The sequence below is a fragment of the Achromobacter xylosoxidans genome (assembly GCF_014490035.1).
Taxonomy (GTDB): Bacteria; Pseudomonadota; Gammaproteobacteria; order Burkholderiales; family Burkholderiaceae_B; genus Achromobacter; species Achromobacter bronchisepticus_A.
The window spans coordinates 6263863-6285789 of the sequence record NZ_CP061008.1 but is presented as its reverse complement, the minus strand read 5'-3'; the positions used below and the strand labels follow the sequence as shown (position 1 = coordinate 6285789).

Below are 21927 nucleotides of genomic sequence, written 5' to 3'. Positions count from 1 at the left end.
GATTCTAAATACGAGGTTCGCTGGACTTGCATGGATGTCTGTTTTCGACCCAAAACGGAAACTCAAGGGATCACAGGCAATGACTGCTTCGCAGCGGTTCCTGGTTCTAGTGCTCGCGCCCTGAACGACCGCTTTCGGGCGGCGGATAGCTGCCATTTGGAATTTGGCCCCCACCACAGTTCGATGTAGGGCGCTGTTGAAATTGCCAGGCCAGCGTTAAATCGGTATGCGTGCCGGCACCTTGAAGCGGTACACGAAACAGTATGTTGCAAAATGCTGTAACCTACTTCATCGAAGTCGCGCGTGGCTGCCGGCCCAGGGCTGCACAACTTGATACATCGGCGTGGGGCGTCAACGGGCGCCGCAATGGCCGGCAATGCAGGATCCGTGCGAGTTGCCTTCTGGGACAGTTCGCGTGGCGAGGATAGTAGGGATCGTGGCCGCACTTAGGCACCTAAGGGATTGCAGCGTGGAAATCAAACTGGCAAAGAAATCGGGGGTGCCCAAAGCCGAAGTGCTGGCTCACCAGACGATTCAAAAAGAGTTCAGCAATTCACCTTTCAGCAAGCAGTGGCGCGCCTACGCGGCCTTTGCACTGGCTAGGAGCGGCCGAGGAAGCGGTGATGACGACCTGGATTTGGTGCTCATTACGCACACGGGCATCGCCTTGATCGAGTTGAAGAACTGGCATGGAAAGCTGCTGGAGTCGGACGGCCAGAAGTGGTACCTCGATGGGGAGGACCGTGGCTCATCACCGGTCCATGTTGTGCGCAGGAAGGTGCCCAAGCTGGTGAGCGTCATGACACAGAAGTTGGGCAAGGATCTCACGCCTTTCATCAGCTCCTATGTCGTAATGCATGGCCGGATCGGCGAATTGCGCCTACCGGAGGACGAGCAGCGCTCGGTGATCGATATGACCGAGTTCCTCACGTTCCGGTTCGCGTCCAGCTATCGGCAGTACATGGGTGGGCGTCACTACTTCAATCCACTCGACCACCTGGCCAAGTACGAAAACTTCTTTCTTGGATCCGCGTTTCGTCCCAAGATCTACTACATCGAGGGCTTTCGACCCGAGGCAAACCCCATCTTCGAACATCCTGGCAATCTCTACGCCGAGTATCGCGCTGCGGCCAAGGATGATCCGACGGCACTGGCCTTACTTCGCCAGTGGGATTTCGACAAGCTCGGTCTCAAGCTCATCGGTGAGACCGATCGAGCCTTCATCGGACTGCGCGAGCAGAAGGTGTTCCAGTACGTGGCGGACCGAAACGCAGAACTGTCCCTCGGCCTGCTTCGCCCGATCGCCTGGAAAGGGCCCAAGGACGTCACGATCGACTACGCCGAGTTGTTTTCTCTGCCGGGGCGAGTAACTCGAATGGCAGAGTTCGCGCACAGCACGCTGCCCAAGTTGGATCGAGATGAACGACTGCTTCTGGCAAAGGCTGTCATCTCTCGTTTTGCTGACCTGCACGACATCCGGGTGGCGCACCGCGACATCGGAGAGCACAGCCTGTGGCTGGATCGCCCTTCGCGGGTGATCATGTCGGGTTTTCCGGCAGCCTACTACCCCGATCCCGAGCTCAAGACTGTGGGCACGTTGCGCGAACGGGTTCAGGTCGAACAAGCGCGTCTGCCGGAGGATGCAAAAGCGAGCACGCAGGTGACTCCGTACCGGCGTGACGTGTTCATGCTTGGGGCAATCGTGCACGTGCTCCTGCTGGGCGTGCGGGCACCCAAGTCCGATGGCATTCACCAATGGCAGGTTCCTGCGGACGATCCCTTGGGAGGCAGCCTAAACGACTTCTTTGCACAAGCCCTGAATGCAGATCCGGCGAAACGCTTCGAGAACGCGCGCGAAATGCTGGAAGCCTTCAATGTCGCGACTGACGCGACTGACGCAAAGAGCCACGGGCTGATCGATCTGGCTGCATTCGACGCGTTCAAGGCGTTGACCAAGGAGCGTGACTACGACGAGACTGAACACTTGTCGGAAGACGAAGACCACTCGTTCTTTGTCAGCGGCACGGATGCCGAGGCCAAGCTGGTGAAAGTCTGGTACGGAGTAGAGCCCGATCTGCGCCGGCCCGATCAATCGCTGCGACTCTTGTCCTTCCTTGAGCGGGCCAGGACACTCAAGGGTTGCGAGTTGCGCGGAGTACCACGCATCCTTGATTTCGGCCTCAGCCGCCGCAGCCTGATTCTCGTGATGCCATGGGCGCAGGGGATGACATTGCCGGACTGGTTGCAATCGAACCCCGCAACTGCGCAGCGGCTTGCCCTCGCCACGTCGCTGGTCGCGACGCTGCAGCGCTTGCACGCGATCGAGCTGGCTCATGGCGATGTGCACCCGGGAAATGTGATCGTGAGCGCTTCTGGCGAGCCTTTGCTCATCGACCTACTGGACTTTCGCCGCGACACTGCGGAAATGTACACAACGGCCTACCTGCCCGAAAACTACAAGTCCCTGACACCGTTCGAGCGTGATCGCTACAGCATCGCCGCCGTGCTGGTCGACGTGCTGCAAACGCAGCGCGACGCGCCCGCGCGGGGGATGCTGCCGTTTCCGCGCTTGTATGAGGAACTGGCCCATCTGCTTTCCTCTGAAACGCTCTCGACCCTGCTGCCGCTGGAGCGCGCGTTGCTCGCCGCTGCAATGCCCGAGGAAGATCTGCAGCAGAGCTTTACGGTCACGGTCAAGAACCTCGCCTATGACGGGATTCCCGCCGGAGAGCTGCGCAGCGACAACGGCGTGTTCCATGTCGATGTCAGGCCAGACCGGCAATCATCGCAGGCATTGCGCATTTGGGTGACCGGGATTGGTCGCCAGGTTTCCTTCGTCTGGAACCTGGACCAGGAGCACGCAGACAACGTGCGCGCGTCGAGCATCTCGCAAAGTCAGTTGCTGCGCTCGCAAATGATGCGTGATGCGGGCATTCAGATGCAACTGAAGCTGTGCGATGGGCCTGCGTCTGACGTCGAGGAACTCGCTCGCTACCTGATCGGCCATAAACTCATCGCGCGCAAGATTGCAGGCTCGCCCTCCGCGACAGACGGCAAGCAAGGCAGCACGATGCCAGAACAGTTTGGCATTGGAGAGGAGAGCTTGACTCAAGGCGAGTCCGGCCTCGATCCGACACAGGGCATGCCTGCGCGCGAATTATGGAAAGCGCTGATCGATGTGGAGGAAGAAGCGTTCACCACCGTGACCATCGCAGGGAACCATCGTAGGAACCCGTCCCGGCCTTCTCAAGCTCTGATTCCCTTCCATATCGATGGCAACGACTTCGAGTTTGGTGTCCTGGACAAGGTGGTCGTCGAGAGCCTGTTGCACGATGGGACGTGGCGTGCCTGCGGCGAACTCGACTTGAGAGAGACAAGCTTCGGCAACTTCCCCGAACTGGCAGTCGACCACCTCTACATGAAGGCAAACCTGCGCATTGGCAACAAGCTGCGGCTGGTCAGCACCGCGGAGAAGGGCTCCTACAGCCGTCGGCGCGCGGCGGTCGAGCGCATCCTTGACGACAAGGCGGTGGTGCCCGGTCTGATTGACTACTTCGACGGGGCACCGACTGTGCCCCCCACACCCGCGACCTACCCTGTTCCTACGGAGGTCGAACTCGATCGGTACTCGGAAGGAGACAAGAAACTCAACCCGAGCCAGAGGGAAGCGTTTCGCCGTGTCCTAGGTCATGGCCCAATCAGCCTTCTACAGGGACCGCCGGGCACCGGAAAGACCTGGTTCATCGCCGCGTTGCTGCATCATCTGATGGCGCATGAGCGCGTGCGCCGCGTGTTGCTGGTGAGTCAAGCCCACGAGGCGGTGAACAACGCCCTGGAGAAGGCCCAGGAGCTTTGCCGCAGCAAAGGCCTGGTGTTCGACGCTGTGCGCATCGGACCGGATTCGGTGGTCTCGGAGGACATCCGGCATCTGCATTCTGCCTCGATCGAGCAGGCCTACCGGGATCGCTTTAAGGCCGAGCTCTTCGAGCGCGTCATACGTTTGGCCGCCTCACTTGGACTGCCGCCGGCGTTTGCGCAGGACATGCTTGGGCTGCACCAGCAGCTTGGCACACTGTATAAGCGCTTGCGCCATTTGCAGCAGCGCAGTGGCCGAGAGGACGAGAAAACATTGGCCTCGCTGGATGCGCGCGCACGAGCTGTCTCGGAGACCTTCTTCGATATCGCCGCGGACGTGTATGGCATCTCGGAAGTTGCAGATCCGGCGCAACTGCTGGCGAAGCTTGAATCGGGCATCGTTGAACGCCATGAGGTGCGATCGGCGGACGCGGTGGAGCGACTGCGGGGCCTGATTCGTCTGTCTGAAGACTGGATCGCCACGTTGGGCTCGCCCGATGCGAACTTTGCCGAGTTCCTGGCCAAATCGCGCACGGTGGTCGCCGGGACCTTGGTGGGCATCGGTTCGCGCGGTGCCGGCATCACGCAGAACTTGTTCGACTGGGTCATCATCGACGAGGCCGGTCGTGCCTCCTCGAGTGAACTGGCCGTCGCGATGCAGGCCGGCCATCGCGTGTTGCTGGTCGGCGACCACAAGCAGTTGCCCCCCATGTTCTCCGAGCAGGTGCGTGACGCTGTCGTGCAGCAGTTCGGCTGCGGCGAAGAAGGCGCGATCTTCCAAAGCGACTTCGAACGCGTCTTCGACTCCGAGTATGGGCGCCAAGTCGGCGTGACGCTACTCAGCCAGTACCGCATGGCGCCCAACATCGGCGATCTAGTCTCCACCTGCTTTTACGACGAGCGCCTGGAAACGGGCCGCGGTGTGCCACCCCAATACTATGAGCACTTGCCAAGTGAACTGAGCCAGCAGGTGACCTGGGTGGACATATCGACACTGGGAGGTCGAGGCCATCATCAGCAATCTGAAGACGGATCGGAAACATGGAACAAGGCAGAGGCCAAGGTGGTCATGCAGATCCTGCGTCGGATCGTTGAATCCGACGATTTCATGAGCGAGTTGCTGCCGGCCCTGAAACCGCAGGAGCCCGCGATTGGAATCATCTGCATGTACGACAAGCAGCGCGAGATCATCGACCAGATGAAGTCTGAAGCGGCCTGGCTCGGCGATCATCGGCATCTGGTGAAGATCGATACGGTGGACAGCTACCAGGGCAAGGAAAACAGGATCGTCATCCTGTCTACGGTGCGCAACCATCCGAGCGGCCGGGTCGGATTCATGTGGCGTCCCAATCGAATCAATGTGGGCATCTCGCGTGCGATGGAGCGGTTGATCGTTGTCGGGGCGTGCAAGATGTGGCGGGGAAGAAATTCCAATCAACCGCTTGGCCGTGTGCTGAGCAAGATCGAATCGATGGCCGATGAAGGCCGAGCTGCCGTGATTGCGGCCAACCAGTTCATGGAGGCCTAGATGGCGGGTTCTTTCGAATTCAACCGGGTGACCTTTGGCCTGCCGGTGGAGACTTTTCGAGTGGATGCCTACATCGCGATGGATGAGCGGTTGCCGGCTGTCACCGAGTTCGTGATGCGTCTGCTCAAGGTTTGTGAGCGGGTTTCGTTGGCCGCAGTGCGAGACTATTTCGGATTCAACGACATTGAAGCGCGCGCGGTGATTGAGTCGTTGGCCAAGCAGGGCCTGTTGGAAGTGAGCGAGGATCAGGTCGTTCTCAGCTCCTTTGCGCTCGAGAAGTTCGAAGAGGCCGGCGGAGATCATCCTCGTTTCAGCAAGGTCGAACTCAAGAGCGACACCGTGACGTTTGATCTGGTCTCGTTTACGCCTCTGCGATCCACACCGGTCGAGATGGCGTCCGACAACATCATCAAACTAGATGCGGCCGAAGACGCATTGGGCAATAGCGTTGAGCGGGCGCGGCTGGCCTACCGTCGGCACTACCCTGAGATCGCATCGCTGCGCGCCGATCTACGCGAACGATCCTACGGGGTCTATTCGGTCGAAAGTGTGGAAAGCAGGCGCCGCAACTACGTTCAGGTGCCGGTTTCCTTCGAGCTAGATCAAGACGGCCACGTTGAGCGTCGCATGGACGAGGTATTCGAGCGAATTGCTCCCCCGGAATTGCTGCACTTCGTGAGCGAGCAGGTCACGGCGGCGATTCCTCGCACGTTGTCGTTGCCTGCTGCTGGCTTTGACGCGTTCATTGAGGCCTTTGATCTGAGGCTGTTGAACCAGTACCTCACGGGCAAGAAATTTGATCTACTGCGGTATCTTGCAGAAGTCCAAGTCGGAAGATCGGTGCGCTACGCAGAAGGAGCGGAGCCTATGTTTGGGAATCTATACCTTCAGGGAAACCGGGAACGCATTCTTGAGCGGCTCAATGACCGGCGCCTTGGCAAGCGTCGTCACGGGGCGCTGCTGACTTCGCTCGCGTGGCTCGTGCCCGACTATGCCCTATGGGGTCGGGGCGGTGCTTTTGCGCAGTCGGTCAATGCACTGTCATCCGCGCTGCACTCGGGCGGGCAATGTGACGACATCTATCTGTTCGCAAATGCGGATCCTGATGAGGAGTCCGATGTGACCAACAGTTTACGGGTCCCACATCTGCAAGAGCTGCACTTCGTCCGACAGCAACCAGCAGGTGGCCGCATAATGTCCGGACGCGTGGAAATCTTGCTGTACCCCACAGCATTCATGGTTGCGATGTTCCATCTTCCCGCGCCTGGAAACGAGGGGTTGTGGGTGCCTATCGGCTTCATCTCCTCGCAAGATGGGCATCTGGACACGGCGCACAAGCTGCTGCGCCAGGCGGTGAGCGGCGCGCGCTACGGGCGTCGCGCCCGATTCAACCACAAAGCGCAGCTCGCACCGCCGTCGGAATTCGACGATGCGTGCGCATTCCTCAACTACTGCACCTTGAGGAGCGGCAGCCAAAGACCTTCAGACTGAACTTCATATCCTCGGGGTTGTCGTGAAGAACTCCTAAGGGATGGCATATCCTGGTCAAAACCTTCAAATAGGCGGCTTTGGAGGCCTCTGGTTTGCGCCACGGAATAGCGCCAGCGGAGCCCGCTTTGATAACTAGTCAACGGGCCTCCTTGAATCACCGCGCCGGCCAAACCTTCCATCCTCCGACATTTGCTCGGCGGAAGCTGTCATTTACGGCACTGTAATTCGAATGACAAGTGACGGGTACAGCGGAAGTTCACCGGGCGGGACGCGAATGACTCTTACCAGCCTGGAGCTGTCGCCGGCGGCTCCGCGGTGGCTGACCGCTCCTGGCCGAAAGCGGTCTTCGGTTTTTCTTGTCGCGACGGCGGCTCATACGAATACTGTTTATTGAGTTGAGTGCTGCTAAGCTACGTGCGTTTAGCATTTTGTTGCAGTTGCGGAATGAGCGTGATCGTAAACCTGTGAGGGTATTCGAAGCTCGCATTCCATGAATGAGGTGAGAGAGTGGCTTGCCGGCTTAGCTCTTATTGCCCGCAATTGATAATGACATGGCCCACACAGCACATATTCGTAAACTAACTATTCAACGCTTCAGGGGCATCCACTCCCTAACATGGCTGCCTGCGGAAGGAATGAACGTCATCCTGGGTGGGGGTGACGTCGGAAAAACGACCATCCTCGAAGCGATTGCATTGCTGCTTTCACCGTCGAACACTGCGGTCCTCTCTGAGGCCGATTACTGGGCGCGCGACAACGCGCAGGAGTTCGTCATCGAAGCCGTCATGACCCTACCCGATACGACCGGGATCGGCTCGCAGAGCACTTTCGCCTGGCCGTGGGCGTGGGACGGGCAGAATGCGATACCTCCGTCAGCCGACGAAGAAGGAGACCTTGCCGCGCCCGGCGAGCCGGTATATCGCGTTCGGGTACGGGGTACCGCGGAATTGGAACTCGCGTGGGAGGTCATGCAACCCAACGAAGAATTGGCCCATTTTTCGTCAGCCGTTCGCCGGCGTATCGGCTCGGTTCGAATGAGTGCTGATGAGCGCAATGATCGCGATCTGCGGCTTGTCTATGGCTCGGCGCTGGATCGGTTGTTGGCCGATAGCGCATTGCGGGCCCGCATCGGCAAGGAGGTAGCAGGGCTCGATTTGCACGATTCGCTCAATGACAAGGGTAAGAAGGCGATCGAATCGCTGGATGCGCGTATGGCCGGTGCCGCGCTTCCCAGCAATTTGAAACTCGGTCTCACGACCAGCCAGGGGTTGTCCATCGGCGCGCTCATCGGACTAGTGGCGACCGAGAATGACGTGGCGTTGCCTCTGAGTAGTTGGGGGGCTGGCACCAGACGTATGTCCGCGCTCGAAATCGCATCGTCAACGGACAAGGAAGCTAGCATTACGCTCATCGATGAGATCGAGCGCGGGCTTGAGCCGTACCGTCTGCGCAAGCTCATCAAGATCCTGGCCGGCCAACACGGGCAGATTTTCCTCACGACGCATAGCCCTATCGCCATTTCGTGTGCCGAGGACGCGCACCTCTGGTATCTGGACAGCGCGGGCTCCATCGGTGCGCTGCCTCGGGACAAGATCGGGCCGCAGCAGAAGCGCGATCCTGAAACATTCCTGGCGCGTGTGGCCGTCATCGCAGAAGGACCCACCGAAGTCGGCTTTTTGCAGTATCTATTAGAGAGGGCCTTTAAGGGCAACCCGCTTGATTACGGGGTGCGAGTCTGCGATGGTCAGGGAAACGGTGCGACCTTGGATCTGTTGGAGACGCTCGCGTCTTCCGGTTTGCTATTTGCCGGCCTGGCTGACGACGAAGGTACCGCACCAGAGCGGTGGAAGAAGCTGAAGGACAAGCTCAAAGGACGATTGCACCAGTGGCCCAAGGGCTGCACCGAGGACCATGTGATCGGCGCCGTCCCTGAAGAAAATCTCCTCGCACTGCTGAGGGATGCAGAAGGCGAGGTGGATGGCTATCGACTCCGGACTTTGGCGGAGCGCCTCGGACTTCAAGACAAGAGCGTGGAGACGATAGATGCGGCGCTGAAAGCATCGGGAAAGACGTGGCGTACTTTGATAATAGCGGCCGCCAGCGGCAGTAAGGATGGTGCGCCTGCAGGTCAAGAAAAGGCTTGGAAGAAGCACTCCCAGCAATGGTTCAAGTCCACTGTCGGTGGCCAAGAGTTGGCCCAAAAAATGGTCGCGTTAGGCGCTTGGAAGAAAATAGAGCCGCAATTGCTTCCATTGATCAACGCGGTATTGACAGCCGTGGGTCACAAGGCTCTGCAAGAGCTCGATCTATGAGCGACCACGCCGTTGCCAATCTTCTCCGCTCACCCGAGCGGCTGGTGATCATTGAAGCTGCGGCGGGCTGCGGCAAGACATACCAAGCCGCCGCGTACGCGCAGGAGGTGGTTGGGGCGATCGGTGATGGCCGCTTGCTCATCCTGACGCACACCCACGCCGCGTGCTCTGTCTTCGCAGAACGCACGAAGAAGGCAGGGGCGCGCGTCGAGATCAAGACCATCGATGCCTTGATAGCGCAGATCGCACTGGCTTACCATGAGCCACTTGGTCTTCCACGCGATCTGACCTCCTGGGCTTGGCAGGACGGCGGGCGAGGCTTTGAAATCATGGCAACCAAGGTCGCAGGATTTCTGCGGCATCAGCCAATGGTGGCTCGTGCACTGGCCCAACGCTATCCAGTCATCGTGTGCGATGAGCACCAGGACACGAGTGTCGATCAGCACAGTGTTGTCATGTCCTTGCTGTCTGCTGGAGCAGTTGTCCGGATCTTTGGTGATCCCATGCAGCGGATTTACGGCGCCAAGACCGACAAAGCCGCGCGCGAGGATCGTGCCCGCTGGGACGCTTTGAAGGCGCAGGGAGCAGGCGAGAAGCTGATCACGCCCCACCGCTGGCAGACCGGTTGTCCTCTGTTGGGGGCTTGGGTCATCGAGGCGCGGGAGAGCTTGGAACGCGGAATTCCAATAGACCTGACTGGAGCGCTGCCTCCATCAGTTAGGGTGCTTGTCGGAAACAACACGGCTCAGATGCGTACGGGCTACAAACTGTCCAAGGAGCATAGAGCACCGATCGACAAGGTGCTGAAAAGCAGCTCACAGCTTATGATTCTCGCATCGCAGAACGACTTGGTGTCGGCACTTCGGGCGTTCTGGTTTCGTACAGTACCAATTTGGGAAGGTCATACGCGTAATGCGCTAGGGGCGCTCGTACAGACACTGCGCGCAGGTCATGGTGATCCGGAAGCACTGGCGCAGGGTGTCATCACTTTTATGGGCAGCGTCGCAGCGGGATTCAGCTCGTCCAGCCACGGTGACCGACTTTTGCAGGAAGTTCGCACCGGCGCGGCGCGCTCCACCACCGGAAAGCCGGCCAACATCCAAGCGGTCGCACGATGTCTCCTGAATAGTCCCTCACATACGGGCGTGTCGAACGCGCTCGCAAAAATTGCTGCGCTGGTGAAGGAAAACGCCGCAGGCTTTGACACAGTGAAGATTGATCACTGGTCCGAACTGCGGGATGCCGTGCGCATTGGTCAGTTTGCAGATCCGGACGAAGGATTTGCGGAGGTGTCGCGTATGCGCTCCCATTCCCATCCGTCATTACCCCCAAAGGTGCTCAGCAGCATTCACAAGGCGAAGGGCCTGGAGTGCGACCACGCGATGCTGATGGCCTGCGACAAGGGGCAGTTCACATCGACCCTGTACGCCAAGTCCAAGATGTATGTAGCCTTTAGCAGGGCGAAAAAGTCACTAACCTTAGTGGTTTCGACATCCAATCCGAGTCCCCTTTTCAAGCTCCGTTGGTGAATTAGCCCCAATTACCGGCTGTCCGCGTACCTGAACTAGCGGGCGTGAGTGGCAGGCGGGTCAAGGTTGTCCTTTTATTTCCCATGAATCTTGCCGTTGTTCCTTCAGGGCGCGCGCATGGTCCGGCGTGTCTCCGATAGGAGCAGGATATAGGGAGATGTAGGGATGGACGGAAATTCGCAGTTTCAGGGCATCGACAAGGAGTATCCCAGGTTCCAATACCCCGGCCTGATGTCTGTTGGCACGTGCTTTTTGCGTGCCAGGGTGCGACATGACAGCCTGGTAATCGTCTGTGCGCAGCTTTACGACTATCACGGGACATCGGTGACGAATGCCATCGAAGAGGTGCGCGAAGCAGCTATCGTGCAGTTGCACGACGACGTCGGGCTGCAGCACCTCATGCCCGCAAGGAAGTGGTGGCAACGCAAGCCTGTTCGAGAGGAAGTGCTTGCCAATGCGGCTGCCCTGAGCACGATCATCGAGCATTGGCCAAAAGGGCGGGGCCTCGCGCCCGCCGGGTCTTTTGCGATCGTCGAATTTGACGACGCAGGAAAGCCGGAATGGGATTATCGGCCCCAAGCGATGGCGGCGCGGGCATGCGCGGTAGAGGAGGAATTTTTGACGGTGGATCCTGAGAGGCTGTATTTCCGCCAATGTTGATACTGGTTACATATACAGTGATACGTACAGAGGCAAATTCTTCGTCGTACCCGGTCTGGCTGGGAAGGATGGGTTGCGCGATGCTCAAATTTGAGCAACAATAGCCCTAACGCAATAGCTGGTGAGCCTTCGGGCAAAAGCGTTGACTGCCGCGCAAGCGGTTCCGCCAAAAGCGGAGGCAACAGAACGCCAGACTACGGGGCCCCTTCGGGGGCCTTCGCTTTTTCCGGTCATACTATTTTCGAGGCGGGCGCGGCTTGATTCCGTCAAGCGTCAGTTCGATCAAACGCGTGAACTTGATGGAGCCGTGGATTGGCGGCTGTTTTCCCGCGTCCAGCTCGTAGGCGCTCTGGATGGTCAGGAGCACTGCGAGACCGTCGGCGTCCTTGATTCTCCGCACGTTGAAGAAGACACCATAGCTTCCGGTAGAGCCTTCGGCGGTCTCCACGTCGATGGTGACGTAGTTCTCATGCTTGGCATAGCCGCATTTGCGTTTGGCCAGCTCGCGAACAATGAGCGGTAAGCGCGGGGACAAAGCATAGCGGTCATGGCAAAACCTGCGGACCTCGCGCTCATCCTGGTACAGATCCGGGGCATGCTCGGTAACCTCATTTCCGTGCGTGAAGCAGTGCATCGCGAAAGCTACACGGATTTCTACCGTCCGGCCGTCAGTCGTTTCCAACTGGTATCGGAAAGGATGCAAGTGGTTGAGCGGAAAGGACCGGCCTTCGGCGTCAACATATGGTGCCCAGCGCATCATTCCTTCGTTCCAGTTGGCCCCCATTTTTCTTTCCGTGTTTTGAGTTGTGCGAGGCGGCGAGTATGCCTCATCTGGTCACATTTTCTGGTTAGACGCGCTTGCAGTGGTATGTGTGCGCTGTTCCACATGGACGGCGTTCCGCTTAGCGAAGGTGATGCGTTCGCCGATGTAGAAGCCACCGAATTCTTGGCCTGCTTCGGGGTGCCCTGGGAATCCGATAACAAAGCCGCCATACGACTCCTCGTCGATCAGGCCGTCATGCACGCGGTCCAGCCACACTCGGGCTTGGATCATCGGGCCAACGACAGGCTGTAGGTGGACGAAATCACCTTGCTCAATGGTGTCCCGTATCGTGTCGCTGTCGAGATCCCAAGATCGGGTGGCGCCATCTTCCGGGACGAGGAAGTCCGAGGGCAAACGGTGGCCACACATCTGTAAAAAGCGCCACGTTGCCGGCGGCATCGACTGCTCACCTGCCTCCCAACGTTGCACTTGGCGTAGGCCAACGCCAAGAATGGCCGCCGTTTGCGCTTGCGTGCGGCGAGTTTTCCCCCGCAATTTCTTGAGGTCTTCCGACGTGGGCCTCATGGTGTCCGCCAGGCTGAGATTCTGGTTCATGTCTTGCTCCGATCGGATGCGTCTAATAGACGCGACTTAGAGCCGTAATTTCACTATAGCGACTAATAGACGTAAGGGCAAGTCGGTGTCGAGTCACCGCCAAAGCTGTGGCCGCTGCCGTGCAGGCCCGTCAAGAGAGGGCGCAGCTCTAGCTAGCGGGATAGGACGACATAGGTTTACTGTGCAAACATACAGTATTCGCCTATGCCGTTCAGATCTCCTTTATCCCTCGCTGAGCTCCGCGCTATTCAGGACCGTCATCGTGGCTCTGATGGCAAGATCTCCGACGCAGACGTGCTCGCCCTGCTGCTGGAGGTCAAGCGGTACCGCTCGTTTGTGCTGCGAACGAAGCAGTTGTCGAGCGAGGTTCAAACGCCCTTCCGGCGTTCTAGCCCCTGTCTACGATGAATGGTGGGAAGCGCTCGCGGCGGAACCTTGCGTGGCTGAACAGGAGCTGATGGTTCGTGAACTGCTGGAGGGGCCCGGTAAGCTACGCAAAGGCATGGCGCCACGGTAGGCGGCAAGTGTGGAACTCCACACAGGAACGGAGCTGATTCTACCGGTTGGCCGACAGGTGCCCCGTCCCAGCGCACCCGCTGCCAGGCCTGATTGACTTCAACGATTCGTGAGGAGTAAAGTCGATCTGCGCTGGCACGCGCAGGACGCCGTCTTCCGAAGCTCCTAGAGCAGTGCTTTGATCTTCTATTGGCCGATGCCTTCCTTCCGGCCTTTCAGAGCGACGGTGACTCTGTAAACGGGGCCTTAAGGATCGAAGCGCATGAATACCGCCAGCATTAAGCCGCTCTCAGTGAACGGCATCAAGCAGCTCGCCAAGAAAATTAGCCGCGAGCAAAACATCACCCACACAGACGCTCTCAATCTTGCCAGTCGCCAGGCTGGCTACGAGAACTTCGTGCACGCGAAGCGCCAGCTTCCCGTCGCAAGTGCACCGCGCGGGTTTCCCGTCTACATCTCCGTGCACTGGTTCACCCGGCGTCCGCGCAAGGACGATCAGACGCCCAATGGGCTGAGGCATGGCCGAGAACTGCTATGTGTGCACCTCTCTCGTCCATTGCCCGAAATCGTGGCCAAGCACCGCGTCGGCCACGCGCGTGGGCTCTACGGCTTCCGGATGGAATACGTCGATCATCTGGAACACCGGACCAATGTGGACAACCAAGAGGCGGCTCGGGACCTTCTACTGAAGGCGGAGCGCAGCTTGCGCTTCATGGAAGCGACAGGCCTGCAACCAGTATCGACCAAGAAGTTCGACGCCATCGCTAGCGTGCTGAACGGCATGCCCGGCAGAGACCATAACTCGGACTGGTTCGACCCTGTGAGCGGGAGCTATGTGTGCCTGGACGAGCCGTATGCGGCTGAGGTCAAGCGCATGGAGGCCAAGCGCGCCCACTGGCTGCAGAGTAATGGCTGCAAAATGGTGGTGCCCAAGTGGGAGGGCATCTACTACGCCGGCGAGTGCATTCCTCTCCTGATTGGCCTGGACGGCGCCCTGCTGCAGCGTGTTGCTGACGCGTTGGCCAATCTGCGCCCCGTCGTGGAGCCCCACCCGTGGCCACACGAGACGGGCAGGTGCAATGACGATTTTGTCAGTCCTCAACGCGAAGCGGATGCAAAGCCGCGCCGGCGGCGGCCGGGGCCGTCTTACGGCGAATACAACGGCGCGGTGCCGTATGGTGGCCAAACCGGTATCCCGTCGCGCTGGCGCCCGGCCAAAGCGATGCCAATTGAGCTACATCTACAACTTGCCCCTCTAATGCGAGGCCTGTCGGCCATCGGGTTTTCCAGCCGAGTCCACTCGAAGCTGGGCGCTGCCCGTTCCGAATTGGACAATTGGTGGCCATTGGAACACCGGGATGAGCAGGGGCGGGCCTTGGACGATATCTACTATGGAGGGCCGATCGCAGTGTGCGGCGATTCGGACATGGAGCGCCTGGCGATGCTCACCGAAGCGCGTTCCATCGTCGTGCGCGGCTACGACGACTGCAAGCCGCGGCGCACACTGCTCGCGGCTTTTGACGCGGGCATCGCTGAGCTGCAGAAGGTTGAGCGCATCCGCGCGGCGGCGAGCCCAGGCGCTAGCGCTGCGATCTGACGTCTCGCGACAAGCGCGCTCGCTGCAAACAGCCCCCGAAAGGGGGCTTTTTGTTGGCAGCGCTTCGCGCCAGCACAGCCTATGGGCCACGGTGCAGCCTCGTGATAAATTGCCGGCGTCGTGCCGAAAACGACCATAAATCCCCGCCTACTTGTTTAGGTGTCCGGTTTATGTCTGATGTTGTGGTTTTTGTCAGGAGCCAGCCGAGGTTCGGCGATCAAATCGTAGCTTTTCCAGCGCTAAGCCTTCTGAAGAAATTTTGGCGTGAAAAGCGCGTCCGTGTAGTGTCCCGGTACGCAGTTGGCCACTTTTACACGAGCCTGCCGTGGGTGGACGAGTTCGTCCAAGCGGATGCGTTCGCGGCGCAAGTGCGCGCGCTGCCACGCCGAGCTCACGCTTCCTTAAGTCTTCACCATTCTAGCGAGCGCTACTCGCTGATTAACCTTATTCGGCGGCCAGCGCTGCGCATGGGATTCGAGAATGGCCGGCTGGGCGATCGCGTATGGACCCACAGTCATCGAAAAGACATCAATGAGTACATTGGGCTTGCAAATCTGCGCCTGCTCGCGACGCATCAGGGGCATGAGCCTGAGCGAACTGCGCGTCAGGCATTTCTGGAGATCTCCAAGCCGCACGTCGGGAAGGTCACACCGGCCGATATCGTTTTCATACCGGGCGGTGGCGCCGGAGATTTCAAGCGATGGGCGTTGGACCACTACGTGGCGCTCTCGGATCTTCTTCAAAACCATTTCGCCGGATCTGCAGGGTTCACCTTCGTTCTGGGTCCCGACGAAGGAAGAATGCGGGAGCACATTGCATACCTAGGCCGAAGCGACTTCAAGATTGAGTTCTGTCGGCCGCCAGCAGAGCTCGCCGCGCTCATGCGCAATGCCCGCCTGGTCGTATCGAATGATTGTGGTCCGTCGCATATCGCCCAAGGCCTGTGCGTTCCATATGTCGGAATCTTCAATGAGCCGAATCCAGAATGGTTCTGGGCGCGAAGGTACACGCGGGATGTGGTTCCGGACAACGGAACGGACGAAATCAACTCTATCGAGCCGGCGCGAGTTCTAAGGGCGTGTCTGGACGTCCTTGGCGAGCGGCGGCGCGCGTAGCGCTACATCTTGCAAAAAAAAGGCCACCCCGGGTGTGGGGTAGCCTGTCCTGAGAGAAAGCACCGAAGTCAGTTAACCAACTGCTTCGCAAGGGCGACTTCAATGCTGTCACCCCCCTGATTCAGGATATCGAGCCCTGAGTCGGGCATATCGCCAGATGTGGATTGAGAGACTGCAATCTTCTGAGCCATGAGCTGCAGGCAGCGCATCTGGGCGGTGCCCTGATAGCCAAGAAAATCCACGTCCACGTCTCGCGTCTGCCCGATCCGCCAACTACGCCTTGCGGCCTGCTGCAGTGTGTAGACGTTGTAGCCGGTCTGCATGAACAAGATGGTCGGAAACTCCAACATATCCAGGCCTGTCTTGACCAACTCCGGGTTGCAGATCAACGCATCGATCCCTCGGTCGACTTGCTCCATTACCCAGTCCTCCCGCTTTTCCGCGGCCACACTGGAACGAAGCACGGCACTGCGCACGCCGGCCTGGTCAAAGAGTGCCTTTAGCCTGGCCGATGTGTCGCGTGTGCCCGTGTACGTCGTGTAAACGAGCGTACGACGGCCTTTTGCAGTCTCCCGTCGCACGCGCTCCAGCAATGCGTTCTCTTTAGGCGACGCATCCTGGTTGCCGTACAGCGCTGGAAGGCTAGCAAGCAGCGACTTGGTATGAGGATGCCGAACCGTCTCAGCCCGAAAGCAGCATTCTGGCCAAGCGAGAAGTGCATTCAGAACAACTCCCATGAGCGACTTGTCACCAGCACGCAGTGCCCGCCGCAACTCGTCAACCAGCGTGCGCTCCAGATAGTGATACGCCGCCTCCATGTCGGGCGACATAGCGACTTCCACCATGCTCTCGCGATAGGGCGGCAGCACGTCCTGACCGAGCTGAGACAGCTTCAAGAACGCCGTGTATGGGACCACATACCGCATGATCCCCTTCGGACCAAAGCCCGGACCTTTGACGGTGGAGATGGTCCTCTTATCCCCCTTTGCCGTTCGATGAGATCCCGAGTTCGATTCCTTGTGGATGTCGATGAGGACGCCGTGTTCACGCATGAATGCCATCGTCGCAGATGCCATCGACCCCTTTGAGTTGAAGTTATACCCGTCCTCTATCATCATCCGCGGGTGGAGGCGATAGAGGAGATGGTATAGGTCGTCCGCGTAGCCTCCCATCAGCGTTCCGGTCAATGCCAACGCCTTTGAGCACTTGCGCGCGAGCACGCCCATCGCCTGGCCTTGAGCCGAACCTTCGTTCTTGTACTCGTGGCCCTCGTCTGCAATGAGCAAGCCAAAGTAGCCTTGCGGAAGATACCGTTTGATGAACTCAGTCGGTTGGAATCCGCCTTGTCCGAAAGACACTTCGGTATAGGCGAGTGCCCGTTCCATGCGCTTGGCCTGGCGATCTGAAAAGACTAAGTCGCCTTCATCGTCCATCAAGTTGATGAACTCGTAGACGTTGTCCTGCAGCATGTCGCCGAGCATTTCCTCGCCGAAGCGAGAAAGCAAGCCGTCCGCAGTGCGGGGGCCTACCGTGGGCATTTGAACGAGTGCATTTTTGACCATGTCCCGGTAGCTCATGGGCGTCGCACGCTTCGGAACGAGCGTCCAAAGGCGCTCGCCGCAATTGCACGCGGTGCGCCGCTCGTTCAAGGCCGCCGTAGCCAGCGTCGGTGTGAGCGGTACACCATCCTCGTCGCACACGAACTGACCGCATCGGGGGCAGCAAGCGGCACTTCTGCAAACGCGACCGAGTTCCGAGTCGAAGAGGACCGGCCGTGTTGCGAAGGCAGGGCGCCAATCGAACCCCATCCGCATCCGAACGCGGCCCAAGATGAAGAACTGCGGTGCAGCAGGTCGACCTCGCATGGTCCTGAGCTGAAGCAGCTTCCGAAGCGTGTCTGGACCGTTGAGGATCCAGACTTGTGCGTTCGGTACCGTTGCACGAATCTCCCGCCGCCATTTGTAGACCAAATGAGGCGGTGCAAGTACTAAAGTTCTCGGGAAACCGGCGTGATGGAGGAGCGTGGCCACGAGAATGCCCATAAGAGTCTTTCCCGTGCCCATTTCAGCGTTGATGACGCCGGCTGGCGCATGCTGCGTCAGCAGCGTGGTCAAGGCGTGCACGACGCGCCGTTGAGCCGGGAACGGTGTGCGAGAGAGAGAGTCTATGATCCCGTCCCAGTCGGGGCGGTGGGCTTCGTCAAATATAGGGGGGTTCTGCGCTCGGACGGCCTGCAACAGGCCAGCGCCAAATTTGCTGATGAACTCCGGAAGGGGGATGTGATCGGTTTCATCAAGCTGGGCTTCTTCCAATGCGACAACTTCGTCGTCAACGATCGCGTTCATAATGGTGCTCCAAGAAAAGGGGATTGAGAGACACCAACTCCCCTTCCGGGAAGGTGTCCCGGAAGGGAAGAGAAGACGCTGTTAAGCGCTAGGGTGAAGTGTCAGATGTCCATTGCGGACGTAAGAAGAAATTCGCCTCGAAAAGTCCGTGGGAAGACGTACGAAAGTGGGACTAATCCTTCCGACAGGCCGGCAGGCCTCATCATTCAAGTCGGCCAGTAGGTCTGTGCTTAGTTCTCCTAAAAGGAAGTCCCGCCAGTGATCCAAAAGTGGGACGTCAGAGACCTGCTTGATCAGGTCCCATACCAGGTCTGCAGCAGCGCCCGGTGGCTCGTCGCCACCAACGTCGCGTAGCACCCAGCCACTACGCGTAGCTCGGGACGGCTTCAACAATGCGGGGTCATAGATCCAGCAGTGCAGGAGCCCGCCGAAGAGAGTTTGCTTAGGCAGTCTGCCCGAATGCTTTTCGAGCCGCTTCACATCTCCGACAGAGACTACGGTTTCAACGGCTGATGAGGTCGTCATCAGTGTCAATTGACGCAGGCCTCCCTCTTGAACGCCAAGTTGCAGCGATGCGAAGAGCTGCTGCGCGGACCCATCACGGCCATAGAACGACAGAAAAGCAAGGTCTCCGTTAGGAAACCTCACGCAGGCGTCTACAAATAGATCTTGCAGTTCGCGAATGCGGAACATCATAGATGCGCTCCAGAATTTAGATCAATCGCAACGGGTCACAGTTAGGATGCGAGCTCGATAGAAGCCAAGTACGGCAACAGCTCGCGAATCTGCTGAATCGAGCGTGCAGACAGCCTTACCTCAAGCAGGCGGTCGAGATCGACGACTTGCTCGGTTAATGAAGGTGCGGCATCAGAAACCATGCGGCAGAACTGAAGAAGGCTTCGGGCCCTCGAATGGAGCTCAAATTCCTGAACGCTTGCGTCCGGAGACGGAAGCGGGGCGCTTCCCAAATAGGTAACGTATCGGTTCACGCATTCCCCATCCTCATGGAAGTCATCATGAAGGAGTTTTTGCGGGGAATCTTCTGCCCATAGTGTGGCATTCCCGAAAGCCGCTTCGGGTTGCTGCAATGCGGCTAGATCGTTCGGCGCTTCTACGCCGACCTTTATGAGATGCCGATACGCGACTTCGAAAGTTACGATGAAATTTGAGGGCGTTGTCATTGGTCATATCCAAGCGACAGCGGGCACCCTGCGGGAGGTTGCCCGCAAGGGTTAAGAAAACACTCCAGGTCTGGAGGACCTTGGCCTGGGCAAAAGCCCATGGAGCCGAACCAAAAGGATGCCGGTTACGCCGGCGACGGCCCAGTAACGCTGGGCTTCGTGGAACGCTGGCCTAAGTGCATGGAGATACGCTTAGGGCAGCGCCCTCGCGAACGCGAGGGGCTGTTTCAATAAGGCTTGAGTCACCGGATGTTGACCAGACGGCCCAAGCGCGCTCCTGGCGTGAAGTCGATTCCGACGATGGTCGGTACGAACTTGTCGCGCATCACGATCGTGGTGCGAACATCGCCATTGCTGGCTTCTTCAAGCTGAACTTCCTGGACTTTGACCTTGATCGTGTCTCCCCGGATAAGCAGCTTGGTCCCGTCGTCGCCCTCCACTACGCCACTTATCTGTCCGGCCGCGAGCGCAAGCGCAAGATGCCAGTCAGAGAGGTTGCAGAGCGGGCGTCGATGAGTGACTTCACCGGTCGAAAAGAAGCGTCCGAGCTGCGGCCATAAAGTCGAAGGTGCTATGCGTTGAAGCTCGTCACGTAACTGTTCGGCGTCGATTTTCGTGGACAGAAATGCGAGCTGACCGGCAACGTGCGGCACAAGATAGGGTGCAGTGGTCCATTCAGCGGGTAGCTCGGACGGAAGTGCTCCTTGCCCAATTTCGACCAACCTTTTCACAACATTGGGGTCAGGTGAGTCGGAACGCCTCTTTACACCGAAGACGACAAGCTGCCGAAACTCCTGCTCAGGCGCCAAGTGGGCCCGCACCCCTTCAAAGTTCCGGGAGATCATGGTCGCAAATTGCTTGTCCATCACATAGTGTGGGACGATCAAGACCAGCACGCCGCCGAAAGCGAGCGATGGCACCGCGGCCTGGTAGAAGACCTTTTCCAAGCGGTCATAGTGCCGGTCGCCAGTGTGCCCCTTGTCGGCCACCACGGCTCCATAAGGGGGATTTAAGAACAGGAGGCTCATAGACCGCGCTGATACAAACACATCGTGGACATCAGCGTGAAGTGCTGACGAGAGGAGCTCCTTTGCGTGCCAGGCGCGGCTCCGGTCAAATTCGACGCCATACGTCACTGTGGACTTTGAGGCATGAAACGCGTCCAGAGCGGAAGCCACCCAGTTAAGGGCGCTTCCTTCTCCGCAGCAGGGGTCATAGAGCCTTGCCCCCGCATCAGGATCGAGCAGCTCAAGGGCGGAGCAAACTCGCTTCAGTGTCTCCTCGTCGGTTGGAAAATAGCCGTTGCGAATGAAGTTCTGCGCGAGCCTAGGAAAGATAAGTGCCATGGGGTTCTGCCTGTAGTGGAGGTTTGAAGCGCGGGCCGGCTGAAGCCGGACCTGCGCATCGAGGGATTGGTGTTATTTGACGTGCCAGGTTTGAGATGCAGCACGGAAGCTGTAGTTGAGTCGCTTCCCGAGCCAATCGCGCTGCGACCGGAACAGCGCGCGGTCGACCGACGGATCTAGCTTTACTGGCTGCCGGGCTTTGATCAGCTCCGTAAGCTCAGCGCCGAAGACTTCCAAGAGCTCGCTGTCCTCGAAGGGCACGCTTGACGCCGTGGGCTGCTCGGCGGTCGCAAGTGGAGCGCTCGCTGCGGGAGGAGGAGGGGCCTCTTCCGCCGACAAGACCTTTGGAGTTGCGGCCTCGCTCTGCGTAGCGATCGATGGGGAACTGCGTTCTTCATCCGCTGGATCGGGCTCGGTCGCCTGAGTGGCAATCTCCGAGTCGCCAGGGTCGTCGCTGTCTAGCATCACGTCCGCGAGCATGGCGCGAATCTCAATTGTGATCTTCCCGTACCACGTGTATGAGTGCGGATAGATCTTCGAGATTAGAAACTCGCCGGGGTAGGAGCCCGACTGAAACTGCTCCAAGATCTTGTCCTTGATTTTGAATTCACCGATTGCGGTTTGCAGCTCACCGACATTGAAGTCGCCGTTGCCGCCTCGAATCGTCTTGACCTCCAGCGTGCCGGGGATCTTGATCATGGTGTTGCTCCAGAAAAAAAAGCGGCCCCTTAGGGGCCAAGATGAATGAGAGGGGCTGCGCGGGAATGCAAACCCGCGCGAGGGATGGACTGGATTGCGTCAGGCCCTACGAATTCGCGGTTCCTGTGGCAGTTTCCAGAATTTTTACGTCACTTCCGAAGATGCGTCGGGGTTGAGGTGCTGCTCAAGTTTCGTTTTGATTTCTTGCGCAACACCTCTCCATGAATGGGGGTGGATGAGATGATTCTCAGGCCAGTTTTGGAGATCTTCGTCGCTGAACTTCGCGACGCTCGTCGCGTGCTTGAGGAGCGCGTCTACGACAAACATTTGAGCGAGCGGGCCATAGGAGGAGAACTCCATTAAGTCCGTGACGCA

13 protein-coding genes are annotated in these 21927 nt (G+C 58.7%); 7 read left to right on the top strand and 6 right to left on the bottom strand.

Features of this window, described 5'->3' with window-relative positions:
* The first annotated feature begins 469 nt into the window (after window positions 1-469).
* The 5 genes from IAG39_RS29125 (at window position 470) to IAG39_RS29105 (ending at window position 11375) form a co-directional block, all read left to right on the top strand.
* Window positions 470-5383, top strand: a complete 4914-nt coding sequence (locus IAG39_RS29125; protein ID WP_165867773.1) for an AAA domain-containing protein — start codon at window positions 470-472, stop codon at window positions 5381-5383.
* Window positions 5384-6874, top strand: coding sequence for a hypothetical protein (locus IAG39_RS29120; protein ID WP_118931611.1), 1491 nt, complete (start codon window positions 5384-5386; stop codon window positions 6872-6874). It abuts the gene before it with no gap.
* Window positions 6875-7509: 635 nt separating this feature from the next.
* The gene (locus IAG39_RS29115; protein WP_223283291.1) at window positions 7510-9186 is read left to right on the top strand and encodes an ATP-dependent nuclease; all 1677 of its coding nucleotides are present in this window, start codon (window positions 7510-7512) and stop codon (window positions 9184-9186) included.
* Window positions 9183-10715, top strand: a complete 1533-nt coding sequence (locus IAG39_RS29110; RefSeq protein ID WP_006227973.1) for a UvrD-helicase domain-containing protein — start codon at window positions 9183-9185, stop codon at window positions 10713-10715. The genes IAG39_RS29115 and IAG39_RS29110 overlap by 4 nt, the downstream gene beginning before the upstream one ends.
* 165 nt (window positions 10716-10880) lie before the next feature.
* Complete coding sequence (locus IAG39_RS29105) at window positions 10881-11375, top strand: hypothetical protein (protein WP_006227972.1); 495 nt, start codon at window positions 10881-10883, stop codon at window positions 11373-11375.
* Window positions 11376-11610: 235 nt separating this feature from the next.
* Here IAG39_RS29105 and IAG39_RS29100 read toward each other — a convergent pair whose 3' ends face one another.
* Both IAG39_RS29100 and IAG39_RS29095 read right to left on the bottom strand, forming a co-directional pair.
* Complete coding sequence (locus IAG39_RS29100; RefSeq protein ID WP_054485450.1) at window positions 11611-12159, bottom strand: hypothetical protein; 549 nt, start codon at window positions 12157-12159, stop codon at window positions 11611-11613.
* A gap of 51 nt (window positions 12160-12210) precedes the next feature.
* Window positions 12211-12753: a helix-turn-helix domain-containing protein gene (locus IAG39_RS29095; protein WP_006227455.1), complete on the bottom strand. Its 543-nt coding sequence runs from the start codon at window positions 12751-12753 to the stop codon at window positions 12211-12213.
* Window positions 12754-13531: 778 nt separating this feature from the next.
* Here IAG39_RS29095 and IAG39_RS29090 point away from each other — a divergent pair.
* Together IAG39_RS29090 and IAG39_RS29085 are read left to right on the top strand one after the other, a co-directional pair.
* On the top strand, window positions 13532-14866 hold the full coding sequence (locus IAG39_RS29090; RefSeq protein ID WP_006227456.1) for a DUF5623 domain-containing protein: 1335 nt from the start codon (window positions 13532-13534) through the stop codon (window positions 14864-14866).
* 170 nt (window positions 14867-15036) lie between these two features.
* A complete protein-coding gene (locus tag IAG39_RS29085; RefSeq protein ID WP_006227457.1) occupies window positions 15037-15981 on the top strand; it encodes a glycosyltransferase family 9 protein in 945 nt (314 codons plus the stop codon).
* A 68-nt stretch (window positions 15982-16049) separates the two neighbouring features.
* Here IAG39_RS29085 and IAG39_RS29080 read toward each other — a convergent pair whose 3' ends face one another.
* The 4 genes from IAG39_RS29080 to IAG39_RS29065 all read right to left on the bottom strand — a co-directional run bounded on the left by IAG39_RS29080 (window position 16050) and on the right by IAG39_RS29065 (window position 21552).
* A complete protein-coding gene (locus IAG39_RS29080; protein WP_006227458.1) occupies window positions 16050-18326 on the bottom strand; it encodes an SNF2-related protein in 2277 nt (758 codons plus the stop codon).
* Window positions 18327-19063: 737 nt separating this feature from the next.
* Window positions 19064-19507, bottom strand: a complete 444-nt coding sequence (locus tag IAG39_RS29075; protein ID WP_118931612.1) for a patatin — start codon at window positions 19505-19507, stop codon at window positions 19064-19066.
* Window positions 19508-19749: 242 nt separating this feature from the next.
* The gene (locus tag IAG39_RS29070) at window positions 19750-20853 is read right to left on the bottom strand and encodes a DUF6094 domain-containing protein (protein WP_006226470.1); all 1104 of its coding nucleotides are present in this window, start codon (window positions 20851-20853) and stop codon (window positions 19750-19752) included.
* A 72-nt stretch (window positions 20854-20925) separates the two neighbouring features.
* Entirely contained in the window at window positions 20926-21552 is a 627-nt protein-coding gene (locus IAG39_RS29065; RefSeq protein WP_006226469.1) for a DUF3275 family protein, read from the bottom strand.
* Between the last annotated feature and the right edge of the window lie 375 nt (window positions 21553-21927).